The sequence below is a fragment of the Martelella sp. HB161492 genome (assembly GCF_013184775.1).
Taxonomy (GTDB): domain Bacteria; phylum Pseudomonadota; class Alphaproteobacteria; order Rhizobiales; family Rhizobiaceae; genus Martelella.
Map to the genome: position 1 here is coordinate 154,749 of NZ_JAATVV010000005.1, position 26,346 is coordinate 181,094.

Sequence of the window (26,346 nt, forward strand, 5' to 3'; positions counted from 1 at the left end):
TCATCAGAAATACCCCTCGCGCTTCTTCTTCTCCATGGAACCGGCCTCATCCTTGTCGATGAGACGTCCCTGCCGCTCCGAAGTCCGGGCGGTGAGCATTTCGCGAACAATATCCTGAAGAGTGGCAGCTTCCGATTCGACGGCGCCTGTCAGCGGGTAGCAGCCGAGCGTGCGGAACCGCACCATCTTTTCCTCAACCTTATCGTCGGGACCGAGCGGCATGCGCTCGTCATCGACCATGATCAGCATGCCGTCCTTCTCGACGACCGGCCGCTTCTTGGCAAAATAGAGCGGCACGATCGGTATTTCTTCCTTCATGATATACTGCCAGATATCGAGCTCGGTCCAGTTGGACAGTGGGAAGACGCGGATCGATTCACCCGGTCCGACACGGGTATTATAGGTCTTCCACATTTCCGGTCGCTGGTGCTTCGGGTCCCAGGCGTGCTGGGCGTTGCGGAAGGAAAAGATGCGCTCCTTGGCGCGCGACTTTTCCTCATCGCGGCGTGCACCGCCGAAGGCGGCATCGAAACCATATTTGTCGAGCGCCTGCCTCAGGCCGACCGTCTTCCAGATGTGGGTATGCGTGTTTGAGCCGTGATCAAAGGGATTGATATTGCCCTCGACGCCTTCCGGATTGATATGCACCAGAAGATCGATGCCAAGTTCGCGCGCCATCCGGCTGCGGAACTCATACATCTCCTTGAACTTCCATGTTGTATCAACATGAAGAAAGGGAAAAGGCGGTTTCGCCGGATAGAAAGCTTTCATCGCTAGGTGCATCATCACCGACGAGTCTTTGCCAATCGAATAAAGCATAACCGGCTTGGAAAAGCTGGCCGCAACTTCACGAAAAATGTGGATAGATTCAGCTTCGAGACGCTGAAGATGAGTTAAGGACATTTCAAAACCCGATTTGGACAAGACGACACTTAAAAATCATCGAAAAATACTCATTAACGTCTTCAAGAATTGAAGCGCCAATGTCAAGGCCAAGCTACCGTTTCCTCAACCCACGCGTTTGACGACAATGCAACCCGAAACCAATGACCAATGCATGCACGAATTCAACCACAACCCCTTTCCTCCAGGGGGCAGGCGATATATTGCGTCCGTGTCGCGCCCGACCTGAAATCACTTGAATAAATAGATAAGGTATAGAGTTCGGTTTCGATTCTCTAACTTTTTCGCGCATTGCACAAGTGCTAATAGTCAATTTGTCTCCCACCACCGTTCATCGGCGGCCCGTTGCACATTTTCCGTCCTAAGGACGTCTTTTCAGCGGCAGCCGCAGACCGCGCAGGTCAAGGTAAGGCGCGGCTTTCGGCGCTGGCCCGGAAAATTGCGGCAAAGGCCTGCTTTGATAGAGTTCTCAGGTCATAGGATATAGAGCGTCAGGCCTTCGCAGATATAGACAAAATTGTTTATTTTCCGGACGTTCTGTAGAATGAATTACGTCCGGTGCCCGCCGGCTTCCGCCGTCGCAGTCGGCGCAAGCCTCCTCGTCGTGCCGTCTCGATTTCGACCATGAGGACTTGCTCCGGTTCCTGCGCTGGATCGATTGCGATTTGGCAAAATGCCCGCACCGCCGGTCTCCGGCGGCATTCCGGCCATTTTACTAGGCCAGCAGACGCATGAGATATTTCCCATATTCGGTCTTGCTGAATTTTTGTGCCTGTTCGCTCAGCTGCTCATCGCTGATCCAGCCGGCCCGGTAGGCTATTTCTTCGGGGCATCCCGTCTGCATGCCCTGCCGTTCCGACAATGTCCGCACGAAGATCCCGGCCTCGAGCAGGCTGCTATGCGTTCCGGTGTCAAGCCAGGCAAAGCCGCGCCCCATAGTTTCAACCGAAAGCGTGCCGTCTTTGAGATAGCTTTCCAGCAGGGTGACGATCTCGAGCTCGCCACGCGGCGACGGCTTGACCGCCCGCGCCCGTGCACTCGCTTCACCGTCAAGGAAATAGAGCCCCGTCACCGCATAATTGGACGGTGGGACCTCCGGCCTCTTGAAGATTCCCCGCCCCCTGTAGCGCTCGGGATCGACGACATGGTATCCAAAACCGTTCTCCCGGTCATCCTGAACGCGGCACTCTGCAATATTTCCGGCAGGTCATGGCCAAAAAAGATATTGTCACCGAGCACCATCGACGAAGGAACGCCGGCCAGGAAATCCTCCGCCAGAATATAGGCCTAGACCAGACCATCGGGTGACGGCTGCGTGATATAGGTGAGCGCGATCCTCCATTGGCTGCCATCACCGAGCAGCTTGCGGAACTGATCCTGATCCTGCTCAGCATCAGCACTGAAAGCGGAAGTAGATCATCGTCTTGTCATAGACCGACATCAGCTGCTTCGAAACGGCCATGGTCCGCGGATAGAGACGCGTGCAAGAGCCGCCCGTCAGAATGATACTCTTACGCGTTGTCATGAAGGCCCCCCAGCTTTTCGAGTACCACCGAAAGATCGGCTTTCCAGTCCGAACGGGCCAGGCCGAAGGCCGACAGCGACCTGCAAGCCAGTCTAGAATTGGCCGGACGGCGTGCTGGCGTCGGATAGGACGATGTCGGTATGTCGTTCACGGTTACGGCCCTGCCCGCCTGGCGAAAGATCTCTCGCGCAAAATCCGCCCAGCTGACATCCGGCGAACCGGAAAAGTGGTAGATGCCAGATTTTTCCGGCGACACCACCAGCTGCTCGGCGATGACCTTGCATGCCGTAGCAATGGAGGCAGCCGATGTCGGGCCTCCGATCTGGTCTGCAACCACATTCAGCGTGTCACGGGTTTCCGCCAGCCGCAGCATCGTCTTGACGAAATTGCCGCCGTGAACCGAAAAAACCCAGCTTGTTCTGAGGACGGCATAGGCGGCGCCACTTGCGGCCACGGCCTTCTCGCCGGCCAGCTTGCTGCGGCCATATGCACCAATCGGCCCGGTCGGGTGATCTGTCCCATAGGGTTCATCGCCCGCGCCATCGAAAACATAATCCGTGGAAATATGGACGAAAGGAACCGCCATCCTGGCGCAGATTTCGGCCATGGCGCCCGGCGCTGCGCCATTTACCATCATCGCCGTTGCCTCATCGCCTTCCGCCTTGTCGACGGCGGTATAGGCCGCCGCGTTGATGACGGCCTGCGGCTTCGCCGCCTCGATCGCCCGCGCGCAGGCGGAAGGATCGGTCAGATCGGCCGCATCACGCCCCAGAAAATGCGCTTCCGGCAGCAACAGCTGGAGCTCGGAGGCCACCTGGCCGCTTTTCCCGAAGACCAGGATCATACCTTCACCCCGAGCCGCTCGCCAACACCATGACGGGCCTTCAGCGCACGCCACCAATTCTCATTGTCGAGATACCACTGAACGGTGCGCTCCAGTCCCTCTTCGACCGTGACCGAGGGCCGCCAGCCGAGTTCGGTGCGGATGCGGGTCGGATCGATTGCATAGCGCATGTCGTGGCCGGGTCTGTCTGTGACGAAAGTGATCTGATCGGCATAGGAGCTGGAGACTTTCGGTTTCTTGCTGTCCAGAATGGCGCAGATCGTCTGGACCAGTTCAAGATTGCTGCGCTCGTTCTCACCGCCGATATTATAGCTTCGCCCGCTCTTGCCCTGCTCCAGCACGGTCAGCAATGCGTCGGCATGATCCTCGACATAGAGCCAGTCGCGAATATTCTCGCCCTTGCCGTAAATCGGGATCGCTTTGCCGGCAAGCGCATTGAGGATGACGACAGGAATGAGCTTTTCGGGAAAATGGAACGGCCCATAATTGTTCGAGCAATTGGTCAGCACCACCGGCAGGCCGTAGGTCTCGTGCCAGGCGCGCACGAGATGGTCTGACGCCGCCTTTGACGAAGAATAGGGCGAGCGCGGGTCATAGGCGGTTTCCTCAGTAAACTGCCCCGTTGCGCCAAGAGAACCGAACACTTCATCTGTCGAAATATGGTGGAAGCGGAATCCGTCAGGCTTGCCTTTCCCTGTCCAGTAGGACCGGGCTGCCTCGAGCATGTTATAGGTGCCGTTGATATTGGTTTCGATGAAATCACCGGGGCCATCGATCGAGCGATCGACATGGCTTTCGGCCGCCAGATGCATCACCGCGTCGGGGGCATGTGCCTCGAACGCGCTGTCGAGCGCGGCGCGATCCCGGATATCGGCCTGGACAAAGCTGTAAAGCGGGCTGCCGGAAACGCTTGCAACATTATCAAGACAGGCCGCATAGGTCAGAGCGTCAAGATTGACGACGGCATGTCCGCGCGCAATCGCCAGCCTGACAACCGCCGATCCGATAAAACCGGCCCCTCCGGTCACAAGAATTCTCATCGCCCGCTCCTTAAAAAACGAAAGGACTGTCGAAATCGCGCAGCAGGGGTGCGGCCGCATCCTTTTCCGAAAGCTTCGGTGCAACCCCGTCAAGCGGCCAAGCAATGCCGATATCGGGATCGTCGTAGCGAATCCCGCCATCGCTGGCCGGCGCATAATAGTCAGAACATTTGTAGACGATTTCTGTATCCGGCTCCAGCGTCATGAAACCGTGCAGGAAGCCTTCGGGGATCAGCAGCTGCCTGCCATTTTCGAAAGAGAGCTCAACACCGAACCACTGAGCATATGTCGGCGATCCCTTCCGCACATCCACTGCCACATCGAAAAGCCGGCCACGGCCGCAGCGCACCAGCTTAGCCTGCGCATCCGGCGGCGCCTGGAAATGAAGACCGCGCACCGTTCCAACAGTCGACGACAGTGAGTGATTGTCCTGTACGAAGTCGATCTCGATACCGAGGCCGGACATGGTCTTGCCGTTCCAGGTTTCCTCGAAGAAGCCCCGACCGTCGCCGAACCGCTTCGGCGTCAGCAGCAAAAGCCCGGATAGGCCCGTTTCTTCAATGTCCAATGCAATTCCCCTCTATCTGAACTACTGTGTGCTTTACTATCCGCTCTCTTTCATGTCGAGAGTGGCGGCATCTGATAATCGGAGCAAGCAACAACAATTGCGGGAGCAGCTCAATCAGCGCCGAACAGATCGCGGGTAAAGACCTTTTCGGCGACATCACTCAGTTCCGCCGTCGCCCGGTTGGCGATGATGACATCGGCCTTCCGCTTGAAACTTGCAAGATCATTGATCACCGGCGAGCGGAAGAAATCCGCCGCATCAAGCGCCGGCTCGTAAACGATGACCGAAATACCCTTGGCCTTGATCCGCTTCATGATGCCCTGAACCGAGGAATGGCGAAAATTGTCCGATCCGGTCTTCATCACCAGTCGATAGACCCCAACGATCTGCGGATTTCTGGCGATGATCTGCTCGGCAATAAAATCCTTGCGGGTCGTATTCGCGTCAACGATGGCGCGGATCAGATTTTGCGGCACTTCGGAATAATTGGCGAGCAATTGCCGGGTATCCTTTGGCAGGCAATAGCCGCCATAGCCGAAGGAAGGATTATTGTAATGATCTCCAATTCTCGGATCGAGTCCCACGCCTTTGATGATCTGGCGGCTGTCCATGCCATTAGCCATGGCATAGCTGTCCAGCTCGTTGAAATAGGCAACCCGCATGGCAAGGTATGTATTGGCGAAAAGCTTGATCGCCTCAGCTTCACTCGGATCGGTGAAAAGAACTGGCACGTCCTTGTCAATCGCAGCTTCGACCATCAGCGCCGCGAAGGCCCTCGCCCGTTCGCCCTGATCACCGACAATAATGCGTGACGGGTGGAGATTGTCATGCAATGCACGCCCCTCCCGCAGGAATTCCGGCGCAAACAAGATCTGGTCCGTTGCAAAGCGCTGGCGCATTTCGGCGACGAAACCGACGGGGATCGTCGAGCGGATCACGATCGCCGCTTTCAGGTTCGTCGCCCGCACATCCGCGATCACCGCCTCGACCGTACGCGTGTCGAAACCATTGGTTTCACTATCATAGTTGGTGGGAGTAGCAATCACCACGAAATCGGCATCATCGAAGGCGGCCCGGCCGTCGGTCGTCGCAGAAAGATGCAGATCGTGATTTGCAAGATAGTCGGAAAGCACCGGATCGAGGATGGTGCTTTTCTTTTCCATGATCAGCTGAACGCGATGAACGTCAATATCAAAGGCGACGACCTCATGGTTCTGCGCCAGCAGTACCGCGTTCGAAAGACCAACATAGCCGAGACCGGCAACCGCAATTTTCATGTTTGTTCCAGACATGCTATGAAGCACTCGTGACGAGGCCTCATAGCATATCTGTTCTCTGCGACACTACTGCGTCACATTATCAACGCACCTGGCCGCGCGCCGGTCGGCAGCCTGCGTGCCAGCGCTCTGTCAAAAGGCCGAAACCGTTTCTTCCGCCTTCACCGGGCCGGGATAATGGCAGGCAATCCGGTGATCGGCAGCCTCACCCGGTGCCACGGCAAGTTCCGGCGCCTTTTCGGCACACAGGCTTGTCGCCCGCAGGCAGCGGGTGCGGAACACGCAGCCCGATGGCGGGTTCAGCGGGCTCGGCAGGTCGCCTTCCAGCGGAATAATGGCCTTTTCCCGCTCGACCGCAGGATCCGGTATCGGCACGGCAGACAGCAGCGCCTGCGTGTAGGGATGTTGCGGCCGCGCATAAAGCGCTTCGCTGGGCGCGATCTCCATCACCCTTCCGAGATAAAGCACCATCACCCGCGTCGAAATATGCTTCACCACCGACAGGTCATGGGCAATGAACATCAGCGCCAGACCAAGCTCGCGCTGCAGCGCCATCAGGAGATTGATGACCTGTGCCTGGATCGAAACATCGAGCGCGGAGACCGGCTCGTCGCAGATGATCAGCTTCGGCTGCACGATCAGCGCCCGGGCAATGCCGATACGCTGGCACTGGCCGCCGGAAAATTCATGCGGATAGCGGTTGATCTGGTTGGGCAGCAGCCCGACCCGTCCCATCATTTCCTGCACACGCTCGCGGATTTCGGTCTTCGAAAGCCCCTTTTGATGGGTCTTGAGCGGTTCGGCGATGATGTCGCCGACCTGCATGCGCGGGTTGAGACTCGCCAGCGGATCCTGAAAGATCATCTGGATGTCGGAGCGATATTTCATCATCGCGTCAGGCGTCAGAGACAGAAGGTCCGTGCCATCGTCCCAGACTGCCTTTCCGGTAGCGGGAACCATGCGGATGATGGCGCGGGCAAGCGTCGACTTGCCGCAACCGGATTCGCCGACAACACCGAGCGTTTCCCCGGGTTTGAGCTCGAAATCGACACCATTGACGGCGTGCAGTCCCACCGGCTTGGACCAGGGCATCATGCCCGGCCGGCGGATCTCGAAGGTCACACGGATATCTTCAGCCTTGATGAGCGTGGTCATGCGGTAACCTCCTCAATGGGGCGGTTGCAGGCGCGCAGCCTGCCAGGTGCAAATTCGCTGAGCGGATCAAGATGATCGAGACAGTCTTCACCGGCAAAGTCGCAGCGTGGCGCGAAGGGACAGCCCTTCGGCACCTCCGCCATATTGGGCGGGTTGCCGGGAATGGAAACCAGCTCGGCGTCATCACGGTCCACCCGCGGGATCGAGGCGATCAGCCCGCGCGTATAGGGATGGCTGGCATTGGCAAAGACATCGGATACCGGTCCCTTCTCCATGATCTGGCCGCCATACATGACGATGAGCCGCTCCGCCGCACCGGCAACGACGCCAAGGTCATGGGTGATCAGGATCAGCGCCATGCCGAAATCACGCTGCAGATCGGAAAGCAGTTTCATGATCTGCGCCTGAACCGTCACGTCGAGCGCCGTTGTCGGTTCATCGGCTATCAGCACATCCGGCCGGCACAAAAGCGCCATGGCGATCATCACCCGCTGACGCATGCCGCCGGAAAACTCATGCGGATAAAGGTTCACACGCGAGGCTGCATCGGGAATGCGCACGGCATCGAGCATGCGCACACATTCGGCGACGGCCGCCTTTTTCGACATGCCCTTGTGTAGTGTCAGCACCTCGGCCATCTGCTCCGACACCCGCATATAGGGGTTGAGCGAGGTCATCGGGTCCTGGAAGATGATGGCCATCTTGTTGGCCCGGATCGGATTGATCACCTTTTGCGGCGCATTGAGGATTTCGGTTCCCTCGAAGCGGACCGATCCGGTCGCCTGGCCATTGGCCGCCAGAAGCCCCATCATGGCAAAGACGGTCTGGCTTTTGCCGGAACCGCTTTCGCCGACAATGGCGAGCGTCTCGCCACGGTCAAGCGCGAAATCCACACCGCGAACAGCGTGAACCGGTCCGGAATTGGTCATGAAGTCGACCGACAGGTTGGAAACGTCTACGAGCGCCATGTCATCGGTCCTTCGGATCGAGTGCATCACGCAATCCGTCTCCGATGAAGAAGAAGGAAAACAGCGTAACGATGAAGAAGAAGAGCGGGAAGACGAGCTGCCACAGCGTCCCGTAGCTCATGGTGGACGCGCCTTCCGAAATCAGCGCACCAAGGCTCGTCAGCGGCTCCTGCACGCCGAGTCCGAGGAACGAGATAAAGCTTTCCTGCAGGATCATATTGGGCACGAGAAGCGTCGCATAGACGATAACGACGCCGATCAGGTTCGGCACGATGTGGCGCCTGATAATGGTCCGCGAGGGAACGCCGGTCGCCCGCGCGGCCTCGATGTATTCGCGCCCCTTGAGGCTGAGAGTCTGGCCGCGCACGATGCGGCTCATCTCGAGCCAGGATAACAGGCCGATGCCGACGAACAGCAGCACCAGCGACCGCCCGAACATAACGAGCAGCAGAATGAGCACAAACATGTAGGGGATCGCCAGCAGGATATCGACGGTGCGCATCATGGCATTATCGATGCGGCCGCCGAAAAAGCCTGAAATCGCGCCGTAAACCGTGCCGACAAGCACGGCGATGCCAGCGCCGATCAGACCGACGGCGAGCGATATCTGTGTGCCGAGAACGGTGCGGGCGAAGAGGTCACGGCCCAGATCATCGGTCCCGAAAAAATGGCCATTGGCGAACGATGGCCCGCCGTCACGGGCAATATCGCCCATGACCATGAAATCGATCTCATCGATCGGAAACCGGGCAATCAAAGGCCCGAATGCGGCGAAGGCCAGCACGAAGGCCAGAAGACAGAGGCCGATGACGCCCTGTCGGTTGCGGAAGAAACGAAGCCTGGCGTCGGCCCATGGCGAGCGGCCCTTGACGGCCGTTTCCGTCATGGCGGACGCCAGACTCGCCATCTTGGTCTTTTCGATCATCATCGGTCAGTACCTGATCTTCGGATCGATCCAGGCATAGAGGATGTCGACCACGAGGTTGAACAGAATGGTGAGCGAGCCGAGCAGAATGGTGATCCCCATCATGACGGCATAATCGCGATTGAGAGCCGAATCGACAAAGAAAATGCCGATACCACCGGTGGAGAAATACATGTCGATGACAACCGAACCGGTGATCATCACCACAAAGGTCGGCCCCAGATAGGAAATCACCGGCAGAAGCGCGGGTTTCAGCGCATGTTTCACCACGACGCGATGCATCGGCAGGCCCTTGGCCTTGGCCGTGCGGATATGGTTGGAATTCAGCGTCTCCAGCATGGAAGAGCGCGTCAGACGCGCAATCGAAGCCATGAAAGAGGTGGAAAGTGCAATGACCGGCATGATCATATAGACCGGATGCTCGAGCCCTTTCCAGCCACCGCCGGGCAGCCATCCGAGCCACAGCGTGAAAACCAGCACCAGGATCGGCGCCATCACGAAGTTGGGCAGGACCTGCGCGCCGACGGACACGCCGACGGCAAGGCTGTCGAGCCAGGAATTATGCTTCACAGCGGCAACGACACCGAGTGTGACACCAACCAGCACAGCGACCACGAACGAGATCGAGCCATAGGTCAGCGTGACCGGGAAACCCTGGGCGATGATCGAATTGACGGTCTGGTCCTGATAGACAAAGGACGGGCCGAAATCGAAACGCGTCAGAATGCCCCAGATATAGTCGACAAGCTGCTTCCAGAGCGGCTGATCAAGACCGTATTTCGCATTGATATTGGCGAGCACCTGAGCCGGCAGTTCCCGTTCAGACGTGAACGGGCCGCCCGGTGCCATATGCATGAGCACGAAGGAGAAGACGATCAGCAGAAGGATCGTCGGTATCGCCACCAAAAGGCGCTTGAAGATGTAAGCAATCATGGGCGGAACCCAGGCTGGGCACACCCGCTCTTCCTGTCTGCCGATCAGGACGGCGTCTCAAGCGGGACATGCAGGATAACAGGGTCAATCCTGGCCGAGCGGGTGACGGCGAAGCGCCATCACCCGCTGGCACAAAGGATCACTCGGCGACGCGATAGACGTCCTTGGCATACCAGTTCTGCAGAACGTTCTCGACCGGCAGCCCCCTGATATCCTTCGGAACCATGACGTCCGTCATGTAGAAGTAGATCGGGATCAGCGGCATCTGGTCCGCAAGAATCTCCTCGGCCTTGTTGTAGTCGGCCTGCGGATCTTCCGCCGTCAGCGAATGCGCCATGACAGCATCATAATCTGGATCGGAGAATTTGCCGTAATTCATGCCGCCCGAGCGGAAATAATCGAGATAGGTCGAGGCTTCGTCATAATCGCCGCACCAGGCATAGCGCCCCATCTCGTAGTCGCCATTGTGCAGCTTGTCGAGATAGACCTTCCATTCCATGTTATCGAGCGTGATCTCGACGCCCAGCTTCTTCCAGAACTGCTGGGCAGCAATGGCGATCTTCTTGTGATCGTCAGACGTGTTGTAGGACAGGGTCAGCTTCAGCGGATTGTCCGGGCCATAGCCGGCTTCCTTCAGCAGATCCTTGGCCTTGGCAAGGCGCTCGTCCTGGGTCCAGGTCGAATATTCGGTGACCGGCGGGGTGAAATCGGCCGTCGCGTCATAGGTCCAGCTATAGGCTGGCTTCTGGCCACCGCGCAGGATGTTGTCGACGACGACATCGCGGTCCATTGCATAGGAAAGTGCCTTCCTGACGCGCACATCCTTCAGCGCTTCCGGTCCCTTGTCGGAGAGGTTGAAAAGATAGGCATAGGTGCAGGAATGCGGAACGGCGAAGGCCTCGTCGGGATGCTCTTCCTTCAGGCGCGGATACTGGCCGCCGGGCATTTCGACATAATCGAATTCACCGGCGAGGAAACGGTTGAGCGCAGCATTCTTGTCGTTGACGGCAAGGAACTCGACCTCGTTGATGACCGTATCCTTGTCATCCCAGTAATTCGGGTTGCGCTTCAGCGTGATATCCTGACCGATCTTGTCGTCGGTGAGCATATAGGCGCCGTTGCCAACCAGATTGCCGGGCTGGGTCCACTGGTCGCCATATTTTTCCACCACCGACTTCAGCGTCGGGAAGGTCGAGGCGTGGGTGGTCATCTTGACGAAATAAGGGATCGGGCTTTCGAGCGTCACCTGGAATGTGTGATCGTCAACAGCCTTGACGCCGAGATCGGCAGGCGGTGCGTCACCGGCAACGACCTTCGAGGCGTTCTTGATGTTCATGAGTTCGGCATACCAGGCATAGGTCGAGGCGGTTGCCGGGTCTACGAGACGCTGCCAGGCATAGACAAAATCATCGGCCGTGACAGGGTCGCCATTCGACCATTTGGCTTCCGGACGCAGATGGAAGGTATAGACCAGTTTGTCGGGGGAGAGTTCGTAGCTGGTGGCGACACCGGGAACGAGATTGCCGGCATTATCCTGATTATAAAGCCCTTCGAAGAGCTGGCGGATAATCGCTGAGCCCTCAACATCGCTGTTCTTCTGCGGGTCCTTGGTCTTGTTGGCATCGAGCAGCCAATAGGTCAATTTCTGATTGTCGGACAGTTTTTCGCCCGGCTTCGGGCTGGCGGCAAAGGCCGGAGCGGCAAGCACCAGCGCAAGGCATGCGGAAAGCAAAAGCTTCTTTTTCATCATCCATGTCTCCCCTGTTAATATCGTGCAGATGATGTCGTTCAGGATTACACGGCATCATCTGAATAGTCTGTTCCCGCCGAACTTTATCGAGCAGGTCGAAAGCAAGTCATAGGCGTAGCGTCCAATTCCATGCAAGGAAAAACGAATAAAACCACAGATTTGACATGAAATGACCGTCAGGCTGACACAAGGCGCAACTTTCGTAAAAAGTCGCCACAGAAAAGCGACCTCTTTACATTTATCAACGCATGCATGCCAGAAAGTCTGCACTTAAGTCGACGCGACAATGCCGCACCTTAGCAGAAATCCAGACATCTTCTGCAAGCAATTGACCGCTCTTGCGGAAAATCGTGAACTGTCCTTATCAAGAATCTTGCCAAAATTCCGGAGCCCTTCTCATGTCAGCCAGGCTTTTCTCACCGATCGCACTCGGGACTTGTCCGTTGAAAAACAGGATCGTTATTGCACCGATGTGCCAGTATTCCGCCGAAGACGGTCGGATGACGGACTGGCACATGATGCATTATGGCAATCTTGCCCAGTCCGGCGCCGGAATTCTGACCATTGAGGCGACAGCGGTCCTGCCGGAAGGGCGGATTTCCTACGCCGATGTCGGTCTCTATGACGACGCCACAGAGGCAGCGATGGACAAGGTCCTGCGGGCGCTGCGGCGCTGGTCCGACATGCCGGTCGCCATCCAGCTTTCCCATGCGGGCCGCAAGGCTTCGAGCGCCAGGCCATGGGATGGCGGCGGCCAGATCGCCAGCGCGGCGACCCATGGCTGGCCAACGGTCGCGCCCTCGCCGCTGGCCTATCAGCAGAATTACGAGGCGCCGCATGCGCTCGACAGGAATGATCTTGCCCGCATCCGGCACGCCTTTGCCGCAGCGGCCCGGCGCGCGGCCCGGCTTGGCATTGATGCCATCCAGCTTCATGGCGCCCATGGCTATCTTCTGCACCAGTTCCTCTCCCCGCTGACCAATCAGCGCAGCGACGATTATGGCGGCACGCCTGAAAACCGGATGCGATTTCCGCTGGAGGTTTTTCATGCCGTGCGTGACGCCTTTCCGGCCGAACGTCCCGTCACCATGCGTCTTTCCGCCACCGACTGGGTTGATGGCGGCTGGTCGCTCGACGACACCGTCGCCTTTTCCAGGACGCTTGAAGCGGCGGGGGCGTCAGCGATCCATATATCGAGCGGTGGACTGTCCCCGGCGCAGAAGATCACGATCGGTCCCGGCTATCAGGTTCCCTTTGCCCGGACTGTGCGCGATGCGGTTTCCATTCCCGTCATTGCTGTCGGCCTCATCACCGAATTTGCACAGGCCGAAACCATCCTGCAGAACGGCGATGCCGACATGATCGCCATCGCCCGCGCGATCCTTTATGATCCGCGCTGGCCTTGGCATGCAGCCGCGCATTTCGGCGAAACCATCACCGTTTCCGGTCAGTACCTGCGCTGCCAGCCGCGCCAGTACGCTCACCTGTTCACCAGAGGCTGAGCGCCATCAAAGCGGCCTGATGCGCGTCACATAGCTTTCGAAGAAATCCGAAAAGCGGGCGACTCGCATCGGCAGGCGCTCATAAGACGGATAATAAAGGGTCAGCCACAGCTCAGGCGGCAGCCAGTCTTCCAGGATCTGCATCAGCCGCCCGGCCTGCAACGCCTCTTCGACGATGAAGAGCGGCAGCAGGGCGATGCCGGCGCCATTTTCAGCCAGCGCGGCAATGAGATCGCCATTATTGCTGGCAATGAAATGGCCGGCGCGGACCTTTCGCTTTCGCCCGGCGCTGGCGAGATCCCAGGTCTCGGAGACCGCATCGGCATCAAAGGCGAGACATGGCATCTGGTCCAGCTCTTCCGGCGTTTGCGGACGGCCATTGGTGGCGATGAAGCCCGGGGAAGCCACGAGTACGCGGCGTACCGGGCAGATCTTGCGCCAGATCGACGACTTGTCGTCGGGCGGACCGGAAATGCGGATGGCCAGATCGAAAGGTGCGGTCATGATGTCGACAAAGCTGTCGGTCAGCGCGACCGAAACCGTGATCGCCGGATTTTCAGCCCGAAAACCCGAAACCACATCGGGCAGGATCCGCTGGCCGAAGGAGAGCGGACCGTTGAGCCGGATCAGACCCGCGACGGCCTCCGCTTCCGCCCGCACCGCCTCGGCTGCCGCATCCATGGCATCCACCAGCGGCCGCATCCGCGCCGCATAGACGGCCCCGGCCGACGTAAGCGAGACCGACCGCGTCGTCCGCAGGAACAATTGCACCCCGAGCCGCCCCTCAAGCGCGGACACCGCCCGCGTCACGCTCGGCGCGGTCATGGAAAGCTCGCGCGCGGCGGCAGCAAAAGCGCCGTGTGCTGCGACAGCGAGAAAAACGCGAATATCGTTCAGATCTTTCATGACGGTCATTATTGCCTTTTTTGCAATAATATTCTCTACTTTATTACCATTCTCTTTCTGCTCCCTCAGCCCCATCTTGCCACCAACAACGCGGCGGCAAACGCCCCGGCAAGAGATAAGGACAGGAACATGCTTAAAGAGATCAAGGGCCTGCATCACATCACCTCCATGGCGAAAGATGCTCAGGAAAACAATGACTTCTTCACCCGCGCGCTCGGCCTTCGCCGTGTCAAGAAAACAGTCAATTTCGATGCGCCTGATGTATACCATCTTTATTACGGCGACGAGGTCGGTACGCCCGGCTCGGTGATGACCTATTTCCCCTTCCCGCATATCGCCGCCGGCAAGCCTGGTACGGGTGAGGTCGGAGAAACGCTGTTTGCCATTCCGAAGGGCTCGATCCCCTTCTGGCGCGCGCGTTTTGAAAAGAGCGGCGTCGCCATTCTTGGAGAGGAAGAGGTGTTCGGTGAAAAGCGTCTGCGGATCGCCGGACCCGACAGGGACGGCTTTGCTCTGGTCGAGGTCGACAATGACCATCGCGAAGGCTGGCTGAAGAGCGACATCGGCGCGGCAGAGGCCATTCGCGGCTTTCATGGTGCCACCATGCGGCTGAAGGATGACGGCGCGACCGCTGAACTGCTTGGCTTCATGGGTTATGAGAAGATCGATCAGAAGGATGACTGGACCCGTTTCGCCATTCCCGGCGGCAACGGCGCCGACGTCATCGACCTGCAGGCACTGCCGTCTGCTGAGCGTGCCCGTCAGGGCGCCGGATCGGTCCATCACATTGCATTCGCCGTCGAAGACCGCGCTGCCCAGCTCGAAGTCCGCAAGGCACTGATGGATACCGGCTATCAGGTCACGCCGGTGATCGACCGCAACTATTTCTGGGCAATCTATTTCCGCACGCCGGGTGGCGTGCTCTTCGAAATCGCCACCAACGAGCCCGGTTTCGATCATGATGAGGATACTGCTCATCTCGGCGAAGCCCTGAAGCTGCCAGGCCAGTACGAGGCCTATCGCGCCAAGATCGAGGAGATCCTGACCCCGATCGCCGACTGACAAAACGCCGTGGAAGACGGGGGAAACCCCGCCTTCCGGCTGAAGGAGACGAAAATGCTTGATGAGACCTATGAGACCTATGAAAAGCCGGCAACAAACCGCGACGCGCCGCTCGTCTTCACCTTTCATGGCACGGGCGGCAACGAGATGCAGTTTTCCGGCCTTGTCGGCGAAATCCTGCCGGACGCGGCGATCATATCGCCGCGTGGCGATGTCTTGGAATTCGGCGCTGCCCGTTTTTTCCGACGCACCGGCGAAGGCGTCTATGACATGGACGACCTCAACCGCCGCACCGAAAAGATGGCGCGGTTCATCGCCCTCCACCGGGCTGCGAATGAAGGCCGGCCGGTCTATGGCATTGGCTATTCCAACGGCGCCAATATCCTCGCCGCCGTGCTGTTCAAACATCCGGGTCTTTTCGACCGCGCAGCATTGCTGCATCCGCTGATCCCTTTCGAACCGGAGAAGAATTCCGGCATGGCGAATACGAAAGTCCTGGTGACGGCGGGACGGCGCGATCCGATCTGCCCGCTGCCGCTGACGGAGCGGCTGACGGCCTTTCTCGATCATCAGGGCGCGATCGTCACCAGCAGCATTCATGATGGCGGTCATGAGATCAGACCCCAGGAGATCACGGCAGTCGCAACCTTTCTGAAGGCCTGATCACCCCTCAATTGACCCACCCCGTAACGGGGCGGGTGCAGGAGACAGACAATGGTACTCATTCATGACAGCATGCATCGAGGCCATACCCGTCAGGGCTGGCTCGATAGTTTTCATACCTTTTCCTTTGGCGGTTTTGCCGATCCGACCCGCATGGGCTACGGCGCCCTGCGCGTCATCAACGAGGACCGGATCATTCCCGGCTCCGGTTTTTCCGCCCATGGCCATGACAATATGGACATTCTGACCTTGCCGCTGTCGGGCGCGCTGCGCCACAAGGACACGATCGGCAATGTCACGGTGATCAGACCGGGCGAGGCACAGCTGATGTCAGCCGGCTCGGGCATCCGTCACGAGGAAATGAATGCCTCTGACGATGAGACAGCCCATTTCCTGCAGATCTGGATCATTCCGGAAGAATTCGGCGGTGCGCCGACCTATCAGCAGATCGCATTGCCGGAAGAGACGCGCGACTGGTCGCTTTTCGCCAGCCGGGACGGCGGTAAAGACATGCTGAAACTGATCTCGGACACTGCGATTTCGATCGCCGCACCGCAGGAGGGCGATCGTCTGACCGTCACACCGAAGCCCGGACGCCGGCGCTTCGTGCAGATTGTCGAAGGGCTGGCGACATTGGAGGGCGAACGGCTCAATCCGGGAACCGGACTTCAGATCGGTACGGAAGACATCGGACCGATAGACTGGGTCACCGGCGGCAAGGCACTGCTCTTCGACCTCAAGCAATAGCCTCCCAAGGCTTGAGCGTTTCCACGATCTCCGGGAACGCTCTCACGCACCGGCCCGAACATTAGTTTCGATTTTCGGGCCGGTGCGTTGACGTGTCGGCTCATGGCACCAGAAAGGTGAACGGCTCACGCGCCTGAAACAGCCCGGCAACATCGCCGCCCGGCGTGGCTGGATCGCCAAGGCCAAGCTTCATGGCAGGCGCACCGGCTTCAAGGTCGAAATCATCAAGCGTGATCCAGAAAACCGAAGGATTGATCACCGAATCGAAGAAATAGCGGCGCGTCTCATGGTCGATCACCGTACGCCACAGCGTCGAGGCAATATTGGGCTTTTCCGGATCGGCCATTCCGAGCGGCGTGCTGACAGCGCGCATCTGCGAAAAGACGGATGCAAGGGCTGCCCGCTGATCGGCAAATTGCGGCGTCGATTTCAGATTATAGCTGGCACGCGCGAAACGGTCGGCCGCAGCGATGGTTCCGGGCAGGAAGTTCTTGCCGCCGACCAGATCCCAATAGCTGTTGATCGCCAGTTGCTGGTCATAGACCGGCGAATTGGTCATGACCTTGAAGTCACGGCCGTGATGGATCGTCAGCCTGCCGCCGACGAATTCGAGGATCGCCGAATCGCCGGATGCATCGGACAGCGCCAGGTGCACCGTTGCGGGCTTGCCATTCGGCGCATCCGCACTGACAACCGTCAGCGGATCATCCGCCATTGCTGCAACGGCCTCTTCGACCGTCGCGAAGTTGTCGAGCATATATTGCAGCCAGGCACCCGCAGAAATGAGCGGCTTGTTGCGCGTAGCAGGATCGCCGAAATCCGACTCGGCGAGATAGAGCATATTGCCGGCAAGTCCCGCCTCATTGAGGCCGTCGGACGTTGCCAGATTATAGATGCTGACAATCGCCGAACCATAGCGTGAGGTCCATTCCACGGAGGCCTCACCAAGCCCGCCATCCCGCTTCAGACCGCGTGGGAAAACCCAGAAATCCGTCTGCATATGGACATCGCTCCAGTCCATGTTGCGGCCGGTGATATAGGCGCCATTGCCAGTCTCATAGAATATCCGCGTGCACATGCGCTCCGCCTCCCCAAATCGCTTCGTCGTTTCATGCTGACGCTATACAGTTTACCCGCCTGACGGAAGCCAAAAGCGCGGCTCCCGTCAGGCGCGATTTGACGCGCCGTCGCCATAGGTCCGAATGGGCGCGGCCTCGGCTAAGGCTGCAGCAGGATCTTGCCGGGGCGACCGGGCACAAGTGCTGCCTTTGCAGCATCTGCGACGGCATCAAGCGGAAAAATACCGCCGACTGGCAGCGGCAGAGCATCAGCGACAGCAAGGCGCAGCAATTCACCGAACAGCGCAACCTTTTTTTCCGGCGCCATCTCGTCGCTGACCTTTTTGCCCCAGAACCCTTTCACCGTCAGCTGCTTGAAGATGAGCGTGCCAGAGCTGAGTGCCAGCGGCGCGCCGGTGGCCGTGCCGAAGGTGACCAGCAGCCCGTCATCGCCGATGAGATCGCAAAGCGCCAGTGCCATTTCGCCGCCGACGGAATCAACGGCGGCCTTCGCGCCCTTTTCGCCTACCAGCGCCAGCGCCTTTTCCTGCCAGCCCGGCAGATCGGTGGCGATGATATTCTCCATTCCGAGCGCTTCCAGCTCGGCCACAGCCTCCTTGCGGCGGACAAGATTGACGGTCCTGACGCCCCGCGCCTTTGCAAGCGCGGCAAACACCTTGCCAACCGCGCCGTTGGCCGCCGTCTGCACCACACAATCGCCCGGCGCGACATCAACGAAGTCAAGAAGCGTGATCGCGCTGAAGGGCATGGCAACCAGCTGCGCGCCGATTTCATCGGACACGGCATCCGGCAGGGGAATAATCGAGCCAGCCGATGTGGTGACATAATCCGCCCAGCTGCCGGCAAGCCCGGCGGCGGCGACGCGCTTGCCGATCAGCCCGGAATCCACGCCCGCGCCGACGGCCTCAATGATGCCGACGGCTTCCGAGCCGCCGATGGCCGGCAAGGCAGGCTTGACGCCGTAGCTGCCGCGCACGGTCCACAGATCGTGATTGTGGATCGGAGACAGCAGCACCTTCAGCAACACCTCGCCAGCACCGGCCTCAGGGCGTGCCACCGTACCGGGTTTCAGGACTTCGGCCGGATCGCCAAAAATATCGTGGATTGCAGCCTTCATCGTCTCGTGCTCCTTTGGGTTGACGACACAGAGTGGTTTTGCCCAGCGGCATCATACCAACACCGGTTGTCCCGTATTTAAGCCGGCACTTGCGCCGTATCAAACCGCGTCTTGCCGGATTTTGACATGAAAGATCAATGTCGATTTTTGTCGACAATTTGTGTTCAGAATTTTATGAAGAAACAGGCAAGACGGAGCGCAGGAACCCAGATGACGGCAGAAGAACATCCAATCGAGAAGGTCAAGACGCGCGGTTCAGGGACACAGAAAGTCTACGAGGCACTGCGCCATGAGATTCTGTCGATGAAACTTGCGCCGAGTTCACCGCTGGATGAAGTCCGCCTGTCCGATCGCTTCGGCATGTCGCGCACGCCGGTTCGCGAAGCGCTGCTGCGTCTTGCAGGCGAAGGTCTGGTGACGACGCTGCCCAACCGCAACACCATTGTCTCGGCGATCAATTTTGCCGATCTGCCCCCCTATTTCGATGCTCTGACGCTGATGTATCGTCTCTCCATGCGCGGCGCGGCGACCAAGCGCGACAAGCCAGCCATGGAAAAGATGCGCGCCTGCCAGAATGATTTCATCGCCGCCGTCGAGGCGCAGGACGCCTTTGCCATGATCGAGGCCAATCGCGAATTCCACGTCGCCACGGCCGAATGTGCCGGCAATCCTTATTACACCGCTTTTTTCGCCCGGCTTCTCGATGAAGGCCGCCGCATTCTCAGGCTCTACTACCAGACCTTTGATGATCGTCTGCCGCGCCAATATGTCGACGAGCACGAGGCGATGATCGCAGTGATCGAAAATGGCGAAATTGAAGAGGCCGACCGGCTGGCAATTGCCCATGCCGACCAGATCGTCCGTCAGATTCAGGAATATCTCGCCCGCGATACCGGTCAGGCCCGCGGGCTGAAACTCGGCTAACGCATCGTTCCGACCGAAAATCGGCAATGATCGCATGACAGAATAAAATAGCACCTTGCGTGGCCCGCCGGACCGCGCCTCCGGGGAACAAGACAATGTCAGAAAAACAACAGCTTGATTGTGTCGTCATTGGCGGCGGAATCATCGGTGCGCTGAGCGCATTGCAACTCATCAGAGATGGTCGCAGCGTCACGATCCTGGATAAGGAAAGCGTCGCCGCCGGTGCCAGTCAGGGCAACGCAGGCATCCTCGCCTTTCCGGAAATCACACCGATCGCCGCGCCCGGCGTTACCTGGAAGGCACCCGCCTGGCTGATCGACCCGCTCGGCCCGCTGTCGATCCGCTGGCCCTATGCGCCGAAGCTGGTACCGTGGTTCTGGCATTTCTGGAAGGCGAGCTTCCGCAAAAATTACGAGCGCGGCATTGTCACCCAGACGGCGCTGATGAAGCTTTCCATGCTGGCCTATGAAGCCGTCAGCACTGAAGAGGCGCTCTCACCCTTCTTCATCAATTCCGGCACGCTGGATCTCTATGACAGCGAAAAAAGCTTCAATGCTGCCGCTCCCGACTGGGCCCGCAAGAAGACCGCCGGTTTTAGCTTCAAACGGGTTGGCCGTGCCGAAATCGAGACCCTGCAGCCGGGCCTCGATTCCCGTTTCAGACATGCGATCTGGTCGGAAGGCGGCATGCAGATTGCCGATCCGGGCGATTTCACCCGCGCCGTCGTAGCGCTATGCCAGGCAAGAGGCGCCACATTCCTGCGTGCAACGGCCAAGGCCCTCGCCCCTCGCGAAAACGGTGTCGATATCCTGATGGAGGACGGCACCACCATCGCCGCCGCCAATGCCGTGGTGGCGGCCGGTGCCTGGTCGAACCATCTGGCTGCAAGCCTTGGCGAAGCCGTTCCGCTCGACACCGAGCGCGGCTATAACACGACCCTGCCGCTGCAGGATTTCGCCCTCAGTCGGCAGCTCTATTTCAACGATCACTCCTTCGTCGTCACGCCACTTTCCGCCGGCATCCGTGTCGGTGGCGCGGTTGAGTTCGGTGGTCTTGACCTTCCCGCAAACTTTGCCCGCTCCAAGGCGTTGCTGAAGCTTGCCACCCGCTTCCTGCCGGATCTGAAGACAGAGGGTGGTGTCGAATGGATGGGCTTCCGGCCATCCATGCCGGATTACCTGCCGGTGATCGACCGTTCGAAGAAGGCGCCCGCTGTCATCTACGCCTTCGGCCACGGCCATCTGGGGCTGACACAGGCCGCCGCCACCGGTCGGCTGGTTGCCGCGCTGGCTGCCGCCCGCACGCCTGAAATTGACATTGCCAATCTGCGTTTCGACCGATTCCGGATTTTCTGAGCCAGAACCCGGACCGCATAACCGACAATCGGATGAGAGAAGAAGGACGCCATCATGGGTTTTGCACTGCCCGCCGTCACCATTGACCACAAGGCGCATCTTGCACGCCTGCGCGAAAGCCTCGACAAAAGTCCCTGCTCCGGCGTGCTCTTGGGTTCGACATCCAGTCTTCGCTATTTCACAGGGCTGGAATGGCATCAGAGCGAGCGCCTCGTCGGTGCCCTCGTCACCGCCGACCGGCTGACCTATATCGTGCCCGGCTTCGAGAAATCGCGGGTCGAGACCCTGCCCCGCGTCGACGCGGACATCGCGATCTGGGAAGAGGAAGAAAGCCCGGCTGCGCTGATCGCCCGCCTGTTCGGAGCCAGCGGCACGCTGGCGCTTGATCCCGATCTGCCGCTCTTTGTCTATTACCCGCTGGCGGCAGCGATGGGCCCGGCACGGCTTGCCGATGGCAGCGCCATGATTTCAGCGATCCGCGCCGCGAAATCCGCCGACGAGATTGCCATCATTCAATATGCGATGAATGTCACACTGGAAGTGCAGAAGCGCGTTCACAAGCTGATCGAACCGGGCATCCGTGCCTCCGACGTCGTTTCCTTCATTGACAGAACCCATCGTGAGCTCTGCGGCGCCGGCAATACTTTCGCCATCGCCTCCTTTGGCACGGCAAGCTCTCTGCCCCACGGCGCCGATGGCGACCAGACCTATGCCGAAGGTGACGTGATCCTGATCGATACCGGAACGCAGGTCATGGGCTATCAATCCGATCTGACGCGGACCTATGTGAAGGCGGAACCGACGAAAGAATTCGCCAGGATCTGGGCCATCGAGCGCGAGGCGGAACAGGCGGTGTTCGACGCGGCAGCGCCGGGCGTACTACCCGATACGCTGGACGAGGTCGCCCGCAAGGTGATGATCGCGCACGGTCTCGGCCCCGATTATCATCTGCCGGGATTGCCGCACCGAGCCGGTCACGGTCTCGGCCTCGATATTCACGAAGCACCCTATATCGTGCGTGGCAACAAGGTGCCGCTGGCGCCGGGCAATGTCTTTTCCGACGAGCCGATGATCGTCGTTCCCGGCCAGTTCGGTGTCCGGCTGGAAGACTTTATCCGGATTACCGAAACTGGCGCAGAATGGTTTACCACACCAGCAAAGAGCCCAACCGAACCCTTTTCATAAAGGGGCTTGTATTCTGTCGACAAGTTGCATACGTCTTTTGGGCCGGGTCTGGTGAATGACCCGCCCTGGATTTCGCCCGTGATGACGGGCCCGAGGTTTTGGACACACCCATGCGCAATACATTTTTCTGCATCGACGGCCACACGGCCGGCAATCCGGTCCGTCTTGTGGCTGGCGGTGCGCCGCTTCTTTCCGGCGCCAACATGTCAGAGCGCCGGCAGGATTTTCTCGCCCGCTTCGACTGGATCCGCACCGGGCTCTGCTACGAGCCGCGCGGCCATGACATGATGTCAGGGGGGTTCCTGTTTCCGCCGACGCTGCCGGATACCGATGCCGGCATTCTGTTCATCGAGACCTCGGGCTGCCTGCCGATGTGTGGCCATGGCACCATCGGTCTTGTCACCTTCGGTCTTGAAAACGGGCTCATCACACCGCGCACGCCCGGCAAACTGAAGCTCGAAGTGCCGGCGGGCATCATCGACATCGATTACAAGGCAGACGGCAACAAGGTCACATCGGTGAAGATCACCAATGTGCCGGCCTATCTCGCCGCCAGCGGCATCGAGATCGACATTGACGGCATCGGTCCGCTCACCGTCGATGTGTCCTATGGCGGCAATTACTACGCCATCATCGAGCCGCAGGGCAATTACACTGGCCTTGATGATCTCGGTGCATCGCGGATCGTCGAACTTTCATCCCGGGTCCGCATCGCCATGCGCGAAAAGGTCAACCCCGTCCATCCGCTCGATCCGACCATTGCCGGCGTGTCCCACGTGATGTGGACCGACAGGCCGAAACATGGTGGTGACGGCCGCAATGCCGTCTTCTACGGCGAACGCGCCATCGACCGCTCGCCCTGTGGCACCGGTACATCGGCACGCCTGGCCCATCTGACGGCCAAGGGGGTGCTGAAGCCCGGCGATACTTTCGTCCATGAAAGCTATATCGGCAGCAAATTCATCGGCCGGGTCGAAAAGGCGACGTCGCTGAACGGGACCGCCGCCATTATCCCCTCCATTGAGGGGTCTGCCGTTTCCACCGGCTTCAATACCATCTGGATCGACCGAGAAGACACATTCTGGCAGGGTTTCCAGGTCAAATGACCCTGCCCGCCGGCCGGACACCCCCACATTTGCCCGGCCGGCAGTATCACCTTACATTAAAATGAACGAGGAAATCATGACGCTTACCGGAAAACTGCTGATCGGCGCTGAAACGAGAACCGGAGAAAACGGCACGCTCACCGCGATCGAGGCTGCGACCGGCATGGCTCTGCCGGAGACGTTTGGCGGCGCATCGCTGAAAGACCTCAACGATGCCGCAGCCCTTGCCGCTGCCGCCTTCCCGCTTTATTGCGAGACCGCCGCAGAAGAGCGCGCACAGTTTCTTGAAAGGGTCGGCGAAAACATTCTTGCCATCGGCGACGCGCTGATCACCCGGGCCATGGCGGAAAGCGGCCTGCCGCGCGGACGCCTTGAAGGCGAGCGCATGCGCACCGTCGGCCAACTGCGCCTGTTCGCCTCCGTTCTACGGGACGGCAAATATCTGGACCTGCGTTTTGATGCCGCTGATCCGGCCCGCACACCGCCAAAGCCGGATCTGCGGCTTCGCAAAATGGCGATCGGCCCTGTCGCCGTCTTCGGTGCTTCCAATTTCCCGCTTGCCTTCTCCGTTGCCGGTGGTGACACCGCCTCGGCACTGGCAGCGGGTTGCCCGGTCATCGTCAAGGCGCATCCGGCCCATCCCGGCACGTCTGAACTCATCGGCCTGGCGCTTCAGAAGGCGGTTGCCGATTGCGCCATGCCGGAAGGGACCTTCTCCATGCTGCATGATGCCGGCTACGAGATCGGGGCCGCTCTGGTCGCCGATCCACGCATCAAGGCTGTCGGCTTTACCGGCTCGCGGCGCGGCGGCATGGCCCTGATGAAGATCGCCTCCGAGCGCAAAGTGCCGATCCCGGTCTATGCGGAAATGAGCGCCATCAACCCGGTGCTTCTGTTCCCCGCAGCCCTTGCAACGCGCGGCGAGGCGATCGGCAAGGCATTTGCCGGATCGCTGACGCTTGGCGCCGGCCAGTTCTGCACCAATCCCGGCCTGATCCTCGCCATCAGGAGCGAAGGCCTTGATGCCTTCAAGACCGCAGCGGCAACGGCGCTGAGCGCGATTGCAGCCCAGACCATGCTGACGCCCGGAATCTGCAACGCCTATCGCGAGGGAGTGACGAAGCTTCAGGCGCATCCCGGCGTCACCCAGCTGGCCGAAGGGCTTTCCGGTTCACCGCAGCAGGGCAGAGCCGCTCTCTTTGAAACCGATGCGAAAGCCTATCTGTCCGAGCCGCATCTGCAGGACGAGGTCTTCGGTGCTGCGGGGCTGATCGTCGCCTGCGATGACATGGCAGAGCTCGCAGCAGTGCTGGAAGGGACAGAAGGACAGTTGACGGCTGCCCTTCACATTGACGCCGACGACTATCCGGCCGCCAAAACGCTGATGCCAAAACTCGAAGCCATTGCCGGGCGGCTTCTGGTCAATGGGTTTGGCACCGGTGTTGAAGTATCACCAGCCATGGTTCATGGCGGCCCCTACCCGTCGACCTCCGATGTGCGCACGACCTCGGTTGGAACACTCGCGATCGACCGGTTCCTCCGGCCCGTATGCTATCAGGACATGCCGGCAGAATTACTGCCCGCCGTGCTCGCCTGAACCTCAACGGCACGGATCAAGAGCCCGGCATGCCGGGCTCCATCGTCATCCAAAATCAGCGCAGGCCCGGCCCCAGATCGGATCGGGCAGAAGGTGGACGCCCGCCTTCGCCACTTCGCCATCACGGACAATATGGCCGATGCCCTCTGCCATCACCGCAAGCGTGATATCGAAGGAATTGAGGCTGTCGCCCTCACCGGCGGTGAGATTGGCCATGGCACCATTTGCCAGCAGATGCACCGTCCTGCCGGAAGCAAGGCGGTGACTGGTGACATAGGGCACCGGTGCTTCGCAGGGCAGTGCCAGAAGCGGTTCAAGCTCTATTTCATCGATGCGATGGCCGGAATTGAGCAGGAAACAGCCATCGCGCAGCCTCTCGATAACGCTGAAGGGCAGAACATGATGGCCGCCGGTACCGGTGACAATGACATCGGCGCGCGGCGCCAATTCTGCCACCGAACCCGTCTGCCAGCCATCATAGCGCGCCTGCAAGAGCCTGCCCGGATCGATCTCGGCGACCATCACCGTGCCGCCGAATGCGCGCGCTGACGCCGCCAGCCCCTGCCCCACAGAACCGTAGCCAACCACCAGAACATTCTTTTCATGCAGGCTCAGAAGTGTGCGGCTAAAAAACGCGTTCCAGGTTGTCAGACCAACCATGTGGCGGTTGTGAAGCCCCTCCTTCACCGGCACATCATCCCAGTTGAAAATAGGCCAGGGCGGCAGCTTGCCCTTCAGCCGGTTGATGCCGGATCCCGTCGCCTCAAGTCCGCATCTGACATCGGGAAGCGCCGTACCGGTCTCCATCAGGTAATGGGTGTAATCTGCCCCCATCTCTGACAGGTGGGTCGGGCCGAATGCGATACCGCCTGCGATCGCATCCGACCAGGCCTCGGCCGGCATGTCCTTCCATGCCGCAACATTTGCGCCGGAGGCGCGCATGTGAGCGACGACATCATCGCGCACCGTGGCCGGGTTGCAGGTCGTGATGTAAAGGCTGGCCCCACGCCGGCAGAGCCCATAGACCAGCGGCAGCATCTTCATGTCGAGATGCATGCTCATGGAAAGCCGGATCGCGGAGAGATCGGGTAGATTGGCGATGGCGCGGGCAACGCGCGGCATGTGCCGTGAAGCCCAGTCAAGCGTAATGTCAGTCATGAGGCACTCCTGTATCGCTCCGTTCTGGCACAGCAATAGCTCATTTTAAAAGCGAAA

Annotated in this window: 25 protein-coding genes; 9 read left to right on the forward strand and 16 right to left on the reverse strand. The window is 59.4% G+C overall.

The features are described 5' to 3' along the window. Positions 1 to 3 precede the first annotated feature (3 nt). The 12 genes from cysD to HCK86_RS10100 all read right to left on the reverse strand — a co-directional run bounded on the left by cysD (position 4) and on the right by HCK86_RS10100 (position 11,888). Complete coding sequence (gene cysD, locus HCK86_RS10050; protein WP_141151029.1) at positions 4 to 903, reverse strand: sulfate adenylyltransferase subunit CysD; 900 nt, start codon at positions 901 to 903, stop codon at positions 4 to 6. A 715-nt stretch (positions 904 to 1,618) separates the two neighbouring features. Further along, entirely contained in the window at positions 1,619 to 2,098 is a 480-nt protein-coding gene (locus tag HCK86_RS24205) for a sugar phosphate nucleotidyltransferase (protein WP_348641068.1), read from the reverse strand. Positions 2,099 to 2,296: 198 nt separating this feature from the next. Beyond that, a complete protein-coding gene (locus HCK86_RS24210; protein ID WP_281409598.1) occupies positions 2,297 to 2,428 on the reverse strand; it encodes a sugar phosphate nucleotidyltransferase in 132 nt (43 codons plus the stop codon). Then, positions 2,415 to 3,272 (reverse strand): dTDP-4-dehydrorhamnose reductase, encoded by an 858-nt coding sequence (rfbD, locus tag HCK86_RS10060; protein WP_176084325.1) that lies wholly within the window; start codon positions 3,270 to 3,272, stop codon positions 2,415 to 2,417. Before rfbD ends, HCK86_RS24210 begins: the two co-directional genes overlap by 14 nt. Continuing rightward, positions 3,269 to 4,312, reverse strand: coding sequence for a dTDP-glucose 4,6-dehydratase (rfbB, locus tag HCK86_RS10065; protein ID WP_176084326.1), 1,044 nt, complete (start codon positions 4,310 to 4,312; stop codon positions 3,269 to 3,271). Before rfbB ends, rfbD begins: the two co-directional genes overlap by 4 nt. 10 nt (positions 4,313 to 4,322) lie before the next feature. Further along, positions 4,323 to 4,880: a dTDP-4-dehydrorhamnose 3,5-epimerase gene (gene rfbC, locus HCK86_RS10070; protein ID WP_176084327.1), complete on the reverse strand. Its 558-nt coding sequence runs from the start codon at positions 4,878 to 4,880 to the stop codon at positions 4,323 to 4,325. Between the two features lie 110 nt (positions 4,881 to 4,990). Beyond that, a complete protein-coding gene (locus HCK86_RS10075) occupies positions 4,991 to 6,157 on the reverse strand; it encodes a nucleotide sugar dehydrogenase (RefSeq protein WP_176084328.1) in 1,167 nt (388 codons plus the stop codon). 132 nt (positions 6,158 to 6,289) lie between these two features. Further along, positions 6,290 to 7,312 carry an oligopeptide/dipeptide ABC transporter ATP-binding protein gene (locus HCK86_RS10080; RefSeq protein ID WP_176084329.1) on the reverse strand — a complete coding sequence of 341 codons (1,023 nt, stop codon included), beginning with the start codon at positions 7,310 to 7,312 and terminating at the stop codon, positions 6,290 to 6,292. Next, a complete protein-coding gene (locus HCK86_RS10085) occupies positions 7,309 to 8,280 on the reverse strand; it encodes an oligopeptide/dipeptide ABC transporter ATP-binding protein (protein ID WP_176084330.1) in 972 nt (323 codons plus the stop codon). Before HCK86_RS10085 ends, HCK86_RS10080 begins: the two co-directional genes overlap by 4 nt. Before the next feature lies 1 nt (position 8,281). After that, a complete protein-coding gene (locus tag HCK86_RS10090) occupies positions 8,282 to 9,208 on the reverse strand; it encodes an ABC transporter permease subunit (RefSeq protein WP_176084331.1) in 927 nt (308 codons plus the stop codon). Between the two features lie 3 nt (positions 9,209 to 9,211). Next, a complete protein-coding gene (gene oppB, locus HCK86_RS10095) occupies positions 9,212 to 10,138 on the reverse strand; it encodes an oligopeptide ABC transporter permease OppB (RefSeq protein ID WP_176084332.1) in 927 nt (308 codons plus the stop codon). 139 nt (positions 10,139 to 10,277) lie between these two features. Beyond that, complete coding sequence (locus HCK86_RS10100) at positions 10,278 to 11,888, reverse strand: peptide ABC transporter substrate-binding protein (protein WP_176084333.1); 1,611 nt, start codon at positions 11,886 to 11,888, stop codon at positions 10,278 to 10,280. A 398-nt stretch (positions 11,889 to 12,286) separates the two neighbouring features. Between HCK86_RS10100 and HCK86_RS10105 the strand changes: the two genes are divergently transcribed. Next, positions 12,287 to 13,390 carry an NADH:flavin oxidoreductase/NADH oxidase gene (locus HCK86_RS10105; protein ID WP_176084334.1) on the forward strand — a complete coding sequence of 368 codons (1,104 nt, stop codon included), beginning with the start codon at positions 12,287 to 12,289 and terminating at the stop codon, positions 13,388 to 13,390. Between the two features lie 6 nt (positions 13,391 to 13,396). On the opposite strand, the gene HCK86_RS10110 is transcribed toward HCK86_RS10105, so the two are convergent. Next, positions 13,397 to 14,296, reverse strand: coding sequence for a LysR family transcriptional regulator (locus HCK86_RS10110; protein WP_176084539.1), 900 nt, complete (start codon positions 14,294 to 14,296; stop codon positions 13,397 to 13,399). Positions 14,297 to 14,425: 129 nt separating this feature from the next. Between HCK86_RS10110 and HCK86_RS10115 the strand changes: the two genes are divergently transcribed. The 3 genes from HCK86_RS10115 to HCK86_RS10125 are packed head-to-tail and all read left to right on the forward strand — an operon-like array spanning position 14,426 to position 16,768. Next, positions 14,426 to 15,358 (forward strand): ring-cleaving dioxygenase, encoded by a 933-nt coding sequence (locus tag HCK86_RS10115; protein WP_176084335.1) that lies wholly within the window; start codon positions 14,426 to 14,428, stop codon positions 15,356 to 15,358. A 54-nt stretch (positions 15,359 to 15,412) separates the two neighbouring features. Beyond that, positions 15,413 to 16,021, forward strand: coding sequence for an alpha/beta hydrolase (locus tag HCK86_RS10120; protein ID WP_176084336.1), 609 nt, complete (start codon positions 15,413 to 15,415; stop codon positions 16,019 to 16,021). A gap of 51 nt (positions 16,022 to 16,072) precedes the next feature. Further along, entirely contained in the window at positions 16,073 to 16,768 is a 696-nt protein-coding gene (locus HCK86_RS10125; RefSeq protein WP_176084337.1) for a pirin-like bicupin family protein, read from the forward strand. Between the two features lie 100 nt (positions 16,769 to 16,868). Here the strand turns inward: HCK86_RS10125 and HCK86_RS10130 are convergent, their stop codons facing one another. Together HCK86_RS10130 and HCK86_RS10135 are read right to left on the reverse strand one after the other, a co-directional pair. Continuing rightward, positions 16,869 to 17,846, reverse strand: coding sequence for a linear amide C-N hydrolase (locus tag HCK86_RS10130; RefSeq protein WP_176084338.1), 978 nt, complete (start codon positions 17,844 to 17,846; stop codon positions 16,869 to 16,871). Between the two features lie 140 nt (positions 17,847 to 17,986). Beyond that, positions 17,987 to 18,964: a zinc-binding dehydrogenase gene (locus HCK86_RS10135; RefSeq protein WP_176084339.1), complete on the reverse strand. Its 978-nt coding sequence runs from the start codon at positions 18,962 to 18,964 to the stop codon at positions 17,987 to 17,989. A 210-nt stretch (positions 18,965 to 19,174) separates the two neighbouring features. Here HCK86_RS10135 and HCK86_RS10140 point away from each other — a divergent pair, with 210 nt between their 5' ends. The 5 genes from HCK86_RS10140 (at position 19,175) to HCK86_RS10160 (ending at position 25,131) form a co-directional block, all read left to right on the forward strand. Next, the gene (locus HCK86_RS10140; RefSeq protein ID WP_176084340.1) at positions 19,175 to 19,888 is read left to right on the forward strand and encodes a GntR family transcriptional regulator; all 714 of its coding nucleotides are present in this window, start codon (positions 19,175 to 19,177) and stop codon (positions 19,886 to 19,888) included. Positions 19,889 to 19,983: 95 nt separating this feature from the next. Continuing rightward, entirely contained in the window at positions 19,984 to 21,243 is a 1,260-nt protein-coding gene (locus HCK86_RS10145) for an FAD-binding oxidoreductase (RefSeq protein WP_176084341.1), read from the forward strand. 54 nt (positions 21,244 to 21,297) lie between these two features. Continuing rightward, entirely contained in the window at positions 21,298 to 22,428 is a 1,131-nt protein-coding gene (locus HCK86_RS10150; RefSeq protein ID WP_176084342.1) for a Xaa-Pro peptidase family protein, read from the forward strand. Between the two features lie 110 nt (positions 22,429 to 22,538). Further along, positions 22,539 to 23,534, forward strand: a complete 996-nt coding sequence (locus HCK86_RS10155) for a 4-hydroxyproline epimerase (protein ID WP_176084343.1) — start codon at positions 22,539 to 22,541, stop codon at positions 23,532 to 23,534. Positions 23,535 to 23,610: 76 nt separating this feature from the next. Further along, a complete protein-coding gene (locus HCK86_RS10160; RefSeq protein ID WP_176084344.1) occupies positions 23,611 to 25,131 on the forward strand; it encodes an aldehyde dehydrogenase (NADP(+)) in 1,521 nt (506 codons plus the stop codon). Positions 25,132 to 25,176: 45 nt separating this feature from the next. Here the strand turns inward: HCK86_RS10160 and HCK86_RS10165 are convergent, their stop codons facing one another. Then, complete coding sequence (locus HCK86_RS10165) at positions 25,177 to 26,289, reverse strand: NAD(P)-dependent oxidoreductase (RefSeq protein WP_176084345.1); 1,113 nt, start codon at positions 26,287 to 26,289, stop codon at positions 25,177 to 25,179. Positions 26,290 to 26,346: the final 57 nt, after the last annotated feature.

What these genes read in the sequence shown, in the direction of transcription:
- HCK86_RS24210 (WP_281409598.1), bottom strand. Translation starts at nt 2,428, where the DNA reads ATGACAACGCGTAAGAGTATCATTCTGACGGGCGGCTCTTGCACGCGT.
- HCK86_RS10130 (WP_176084338.1), bottom strand. Translation starts at nt 17,846, where the DNA reads ATGTGCACGCGGATATTCTATGAGACTGGCAATGGCGCCTATATCACC.
- HCK86_RS10160 (WP_176084344.1), top strand. Translation starts at nt 23,611, where the DNA reads ATGACGCTTACCGGAAAACTGCTGATCGGCGCTGAAACGAGAACCGGA.
- HCK86_RS10165 (WP_176084345.1), bottom strand. Translation starts at nt 26,289, where the DNA reads ATGACTGACATTACGCTTGACTGGGCTTCACGGCACATGCCGCGCGTT.
- HCK86_RS10150 (WP_176084342.1), top strand. Translation starts at nt 21,298, where the DNA reads ATGGGTTTTGCACTGCCCGCCGTCACCATTGACCACAAGGCGCATCTT.
- HCK86_RS10135 (WP_176084339.1), bottom strand. Translation starts at nt 18,964, where the DNA reads ATGAAGGCTGCAATCCACGATATTTTTGGCGATCCGGCCGAAGTCCTG.
- oppB (WP_176084332.1), bottom strand. Translation starts at nt 10,138, where the DNA reads ATGATTGCTTACATCTTCAAGCGCCTTTTGGTGGCGATACCGACGATC.
- HCK86_RS10075 (WP_176084328.1), bottom strand. Translation starts at nt 6,157, where the DNA reads ATGAAAATTGCGGTTGCCGGTCTCGGCTATGTTGGTCTTTCGAACGCG.
- HCK86_RS10105 (WP_176084334.1), top strand. Translation starts at nt 12,287, where the DNA reads ATGTCAGCCAGGCTTTTCTCACCGATCGCACTCGGGACTTGTCCGTTG.
- HCK86_RS10140 (WP_176084340.1), top strand. Translation starts at nt 19,175, where the DNA reads ATGACGGCAGAAGAACATCCAATCGAGAAGGTCAAGACGCGCGGTTCA.
- HCK86_RS10090 (WP_176084331.1), bottom strand. Translation starts at nt 9,208, where the DNA reads ATGATGATCGAAAAGACCAAGATGGCGAGTCTGGCGTCCGCCATGACG.
- HCK86_RS10155 (WP_176084343.1), top strand. Translation starts at nt 22,539, where the DNA reads ATGCGCAATACATTTTTCTGCATCGACGGCCACACGGCCGGCAATCCG.
- cysD (WP_141151029.1), bottom strand. Translation starts at nt 903, where the DNA reads ATGTCCTTAACTCATCTTCAGCGTCTCGAAGCTGAATCTATCCACATT.
- HCK86_RS10085 (WP_176084330.1), bottom strand. Translation starts at nt 8,280, where the DNA reads ATGGCGCTCGTAGACGTTTCCAACCTGTCGGTCGACTTCATGACCAAT.
- HCK86_RS10110 (WP_176084539.1), bottom strand. Translation starts at nt 14,296, where the DNA reads ATGAAAGATCTGAACGATATTCGCGTTTTTCTCGCTGTCGCAGCACAC.
- HCK86_RS10115 (WP_176084335.1), top strand. Translation starts at nt 14,426, where the DNA reads ATGCTTAAAGAGATCAAGGGCCTGCATCACATCACCTCCATGGCGAAA.
- HCK86_RS10100 (WP_176084333.1), bottom strand. Translation starts at nt 11,888, where the DNA reads ATGATGAAAAAGAAGCTTTTGCTTTCCGCATGCCTTGCGCTGGTGCTT.
- rfbB (WP_176084326.1), bottom strand. Translation starts at nt 4,312, where the DNA reads ATGAGAATTCTTGTGACCGGAGGGGCCGGTTTTATCGGATCGGCGGTT.
- HCK86_RS10145 (WP_176084341.1), top strand. Translation starts at nt 19,984, where the DNA reads ATGTCAGAAAAACAACAGCTTGATTGTGTCGTCATTGGCGGCGGAATC.
- HCK86_RS10080 (WP_176084329.1), bottom strand. Translation starts at nt 7,312, where the DNA reads ATGACCACGCTCATCAAGGCTGAAGATATCCGTGTGACCTTCGAGATC.
- rfbD (WP_176084325.1), bottom strand. Translation starts at nt 3,272, where the DNA reads ATGATCCTGGTCTTCGGGAAAAGCGGCCAGGTGGCCTCCGAGCTCCAG.
- HCK86_RS10120 (WP_176084336.1), top strand. Translation starts at nt 15,413, where the DNA reads ATGCTTGATGAGACCTATGAGACCTATGAAAAGCCGGCAACAAACCGC.
- HCK86_RS10125 (WP_176084337.1), top strand. Translation starts at nt 16,073, where the DNA reads ATGGTACTCATTCATGACAGCATGCATCGAGGCCATACCCGTCAGGGC.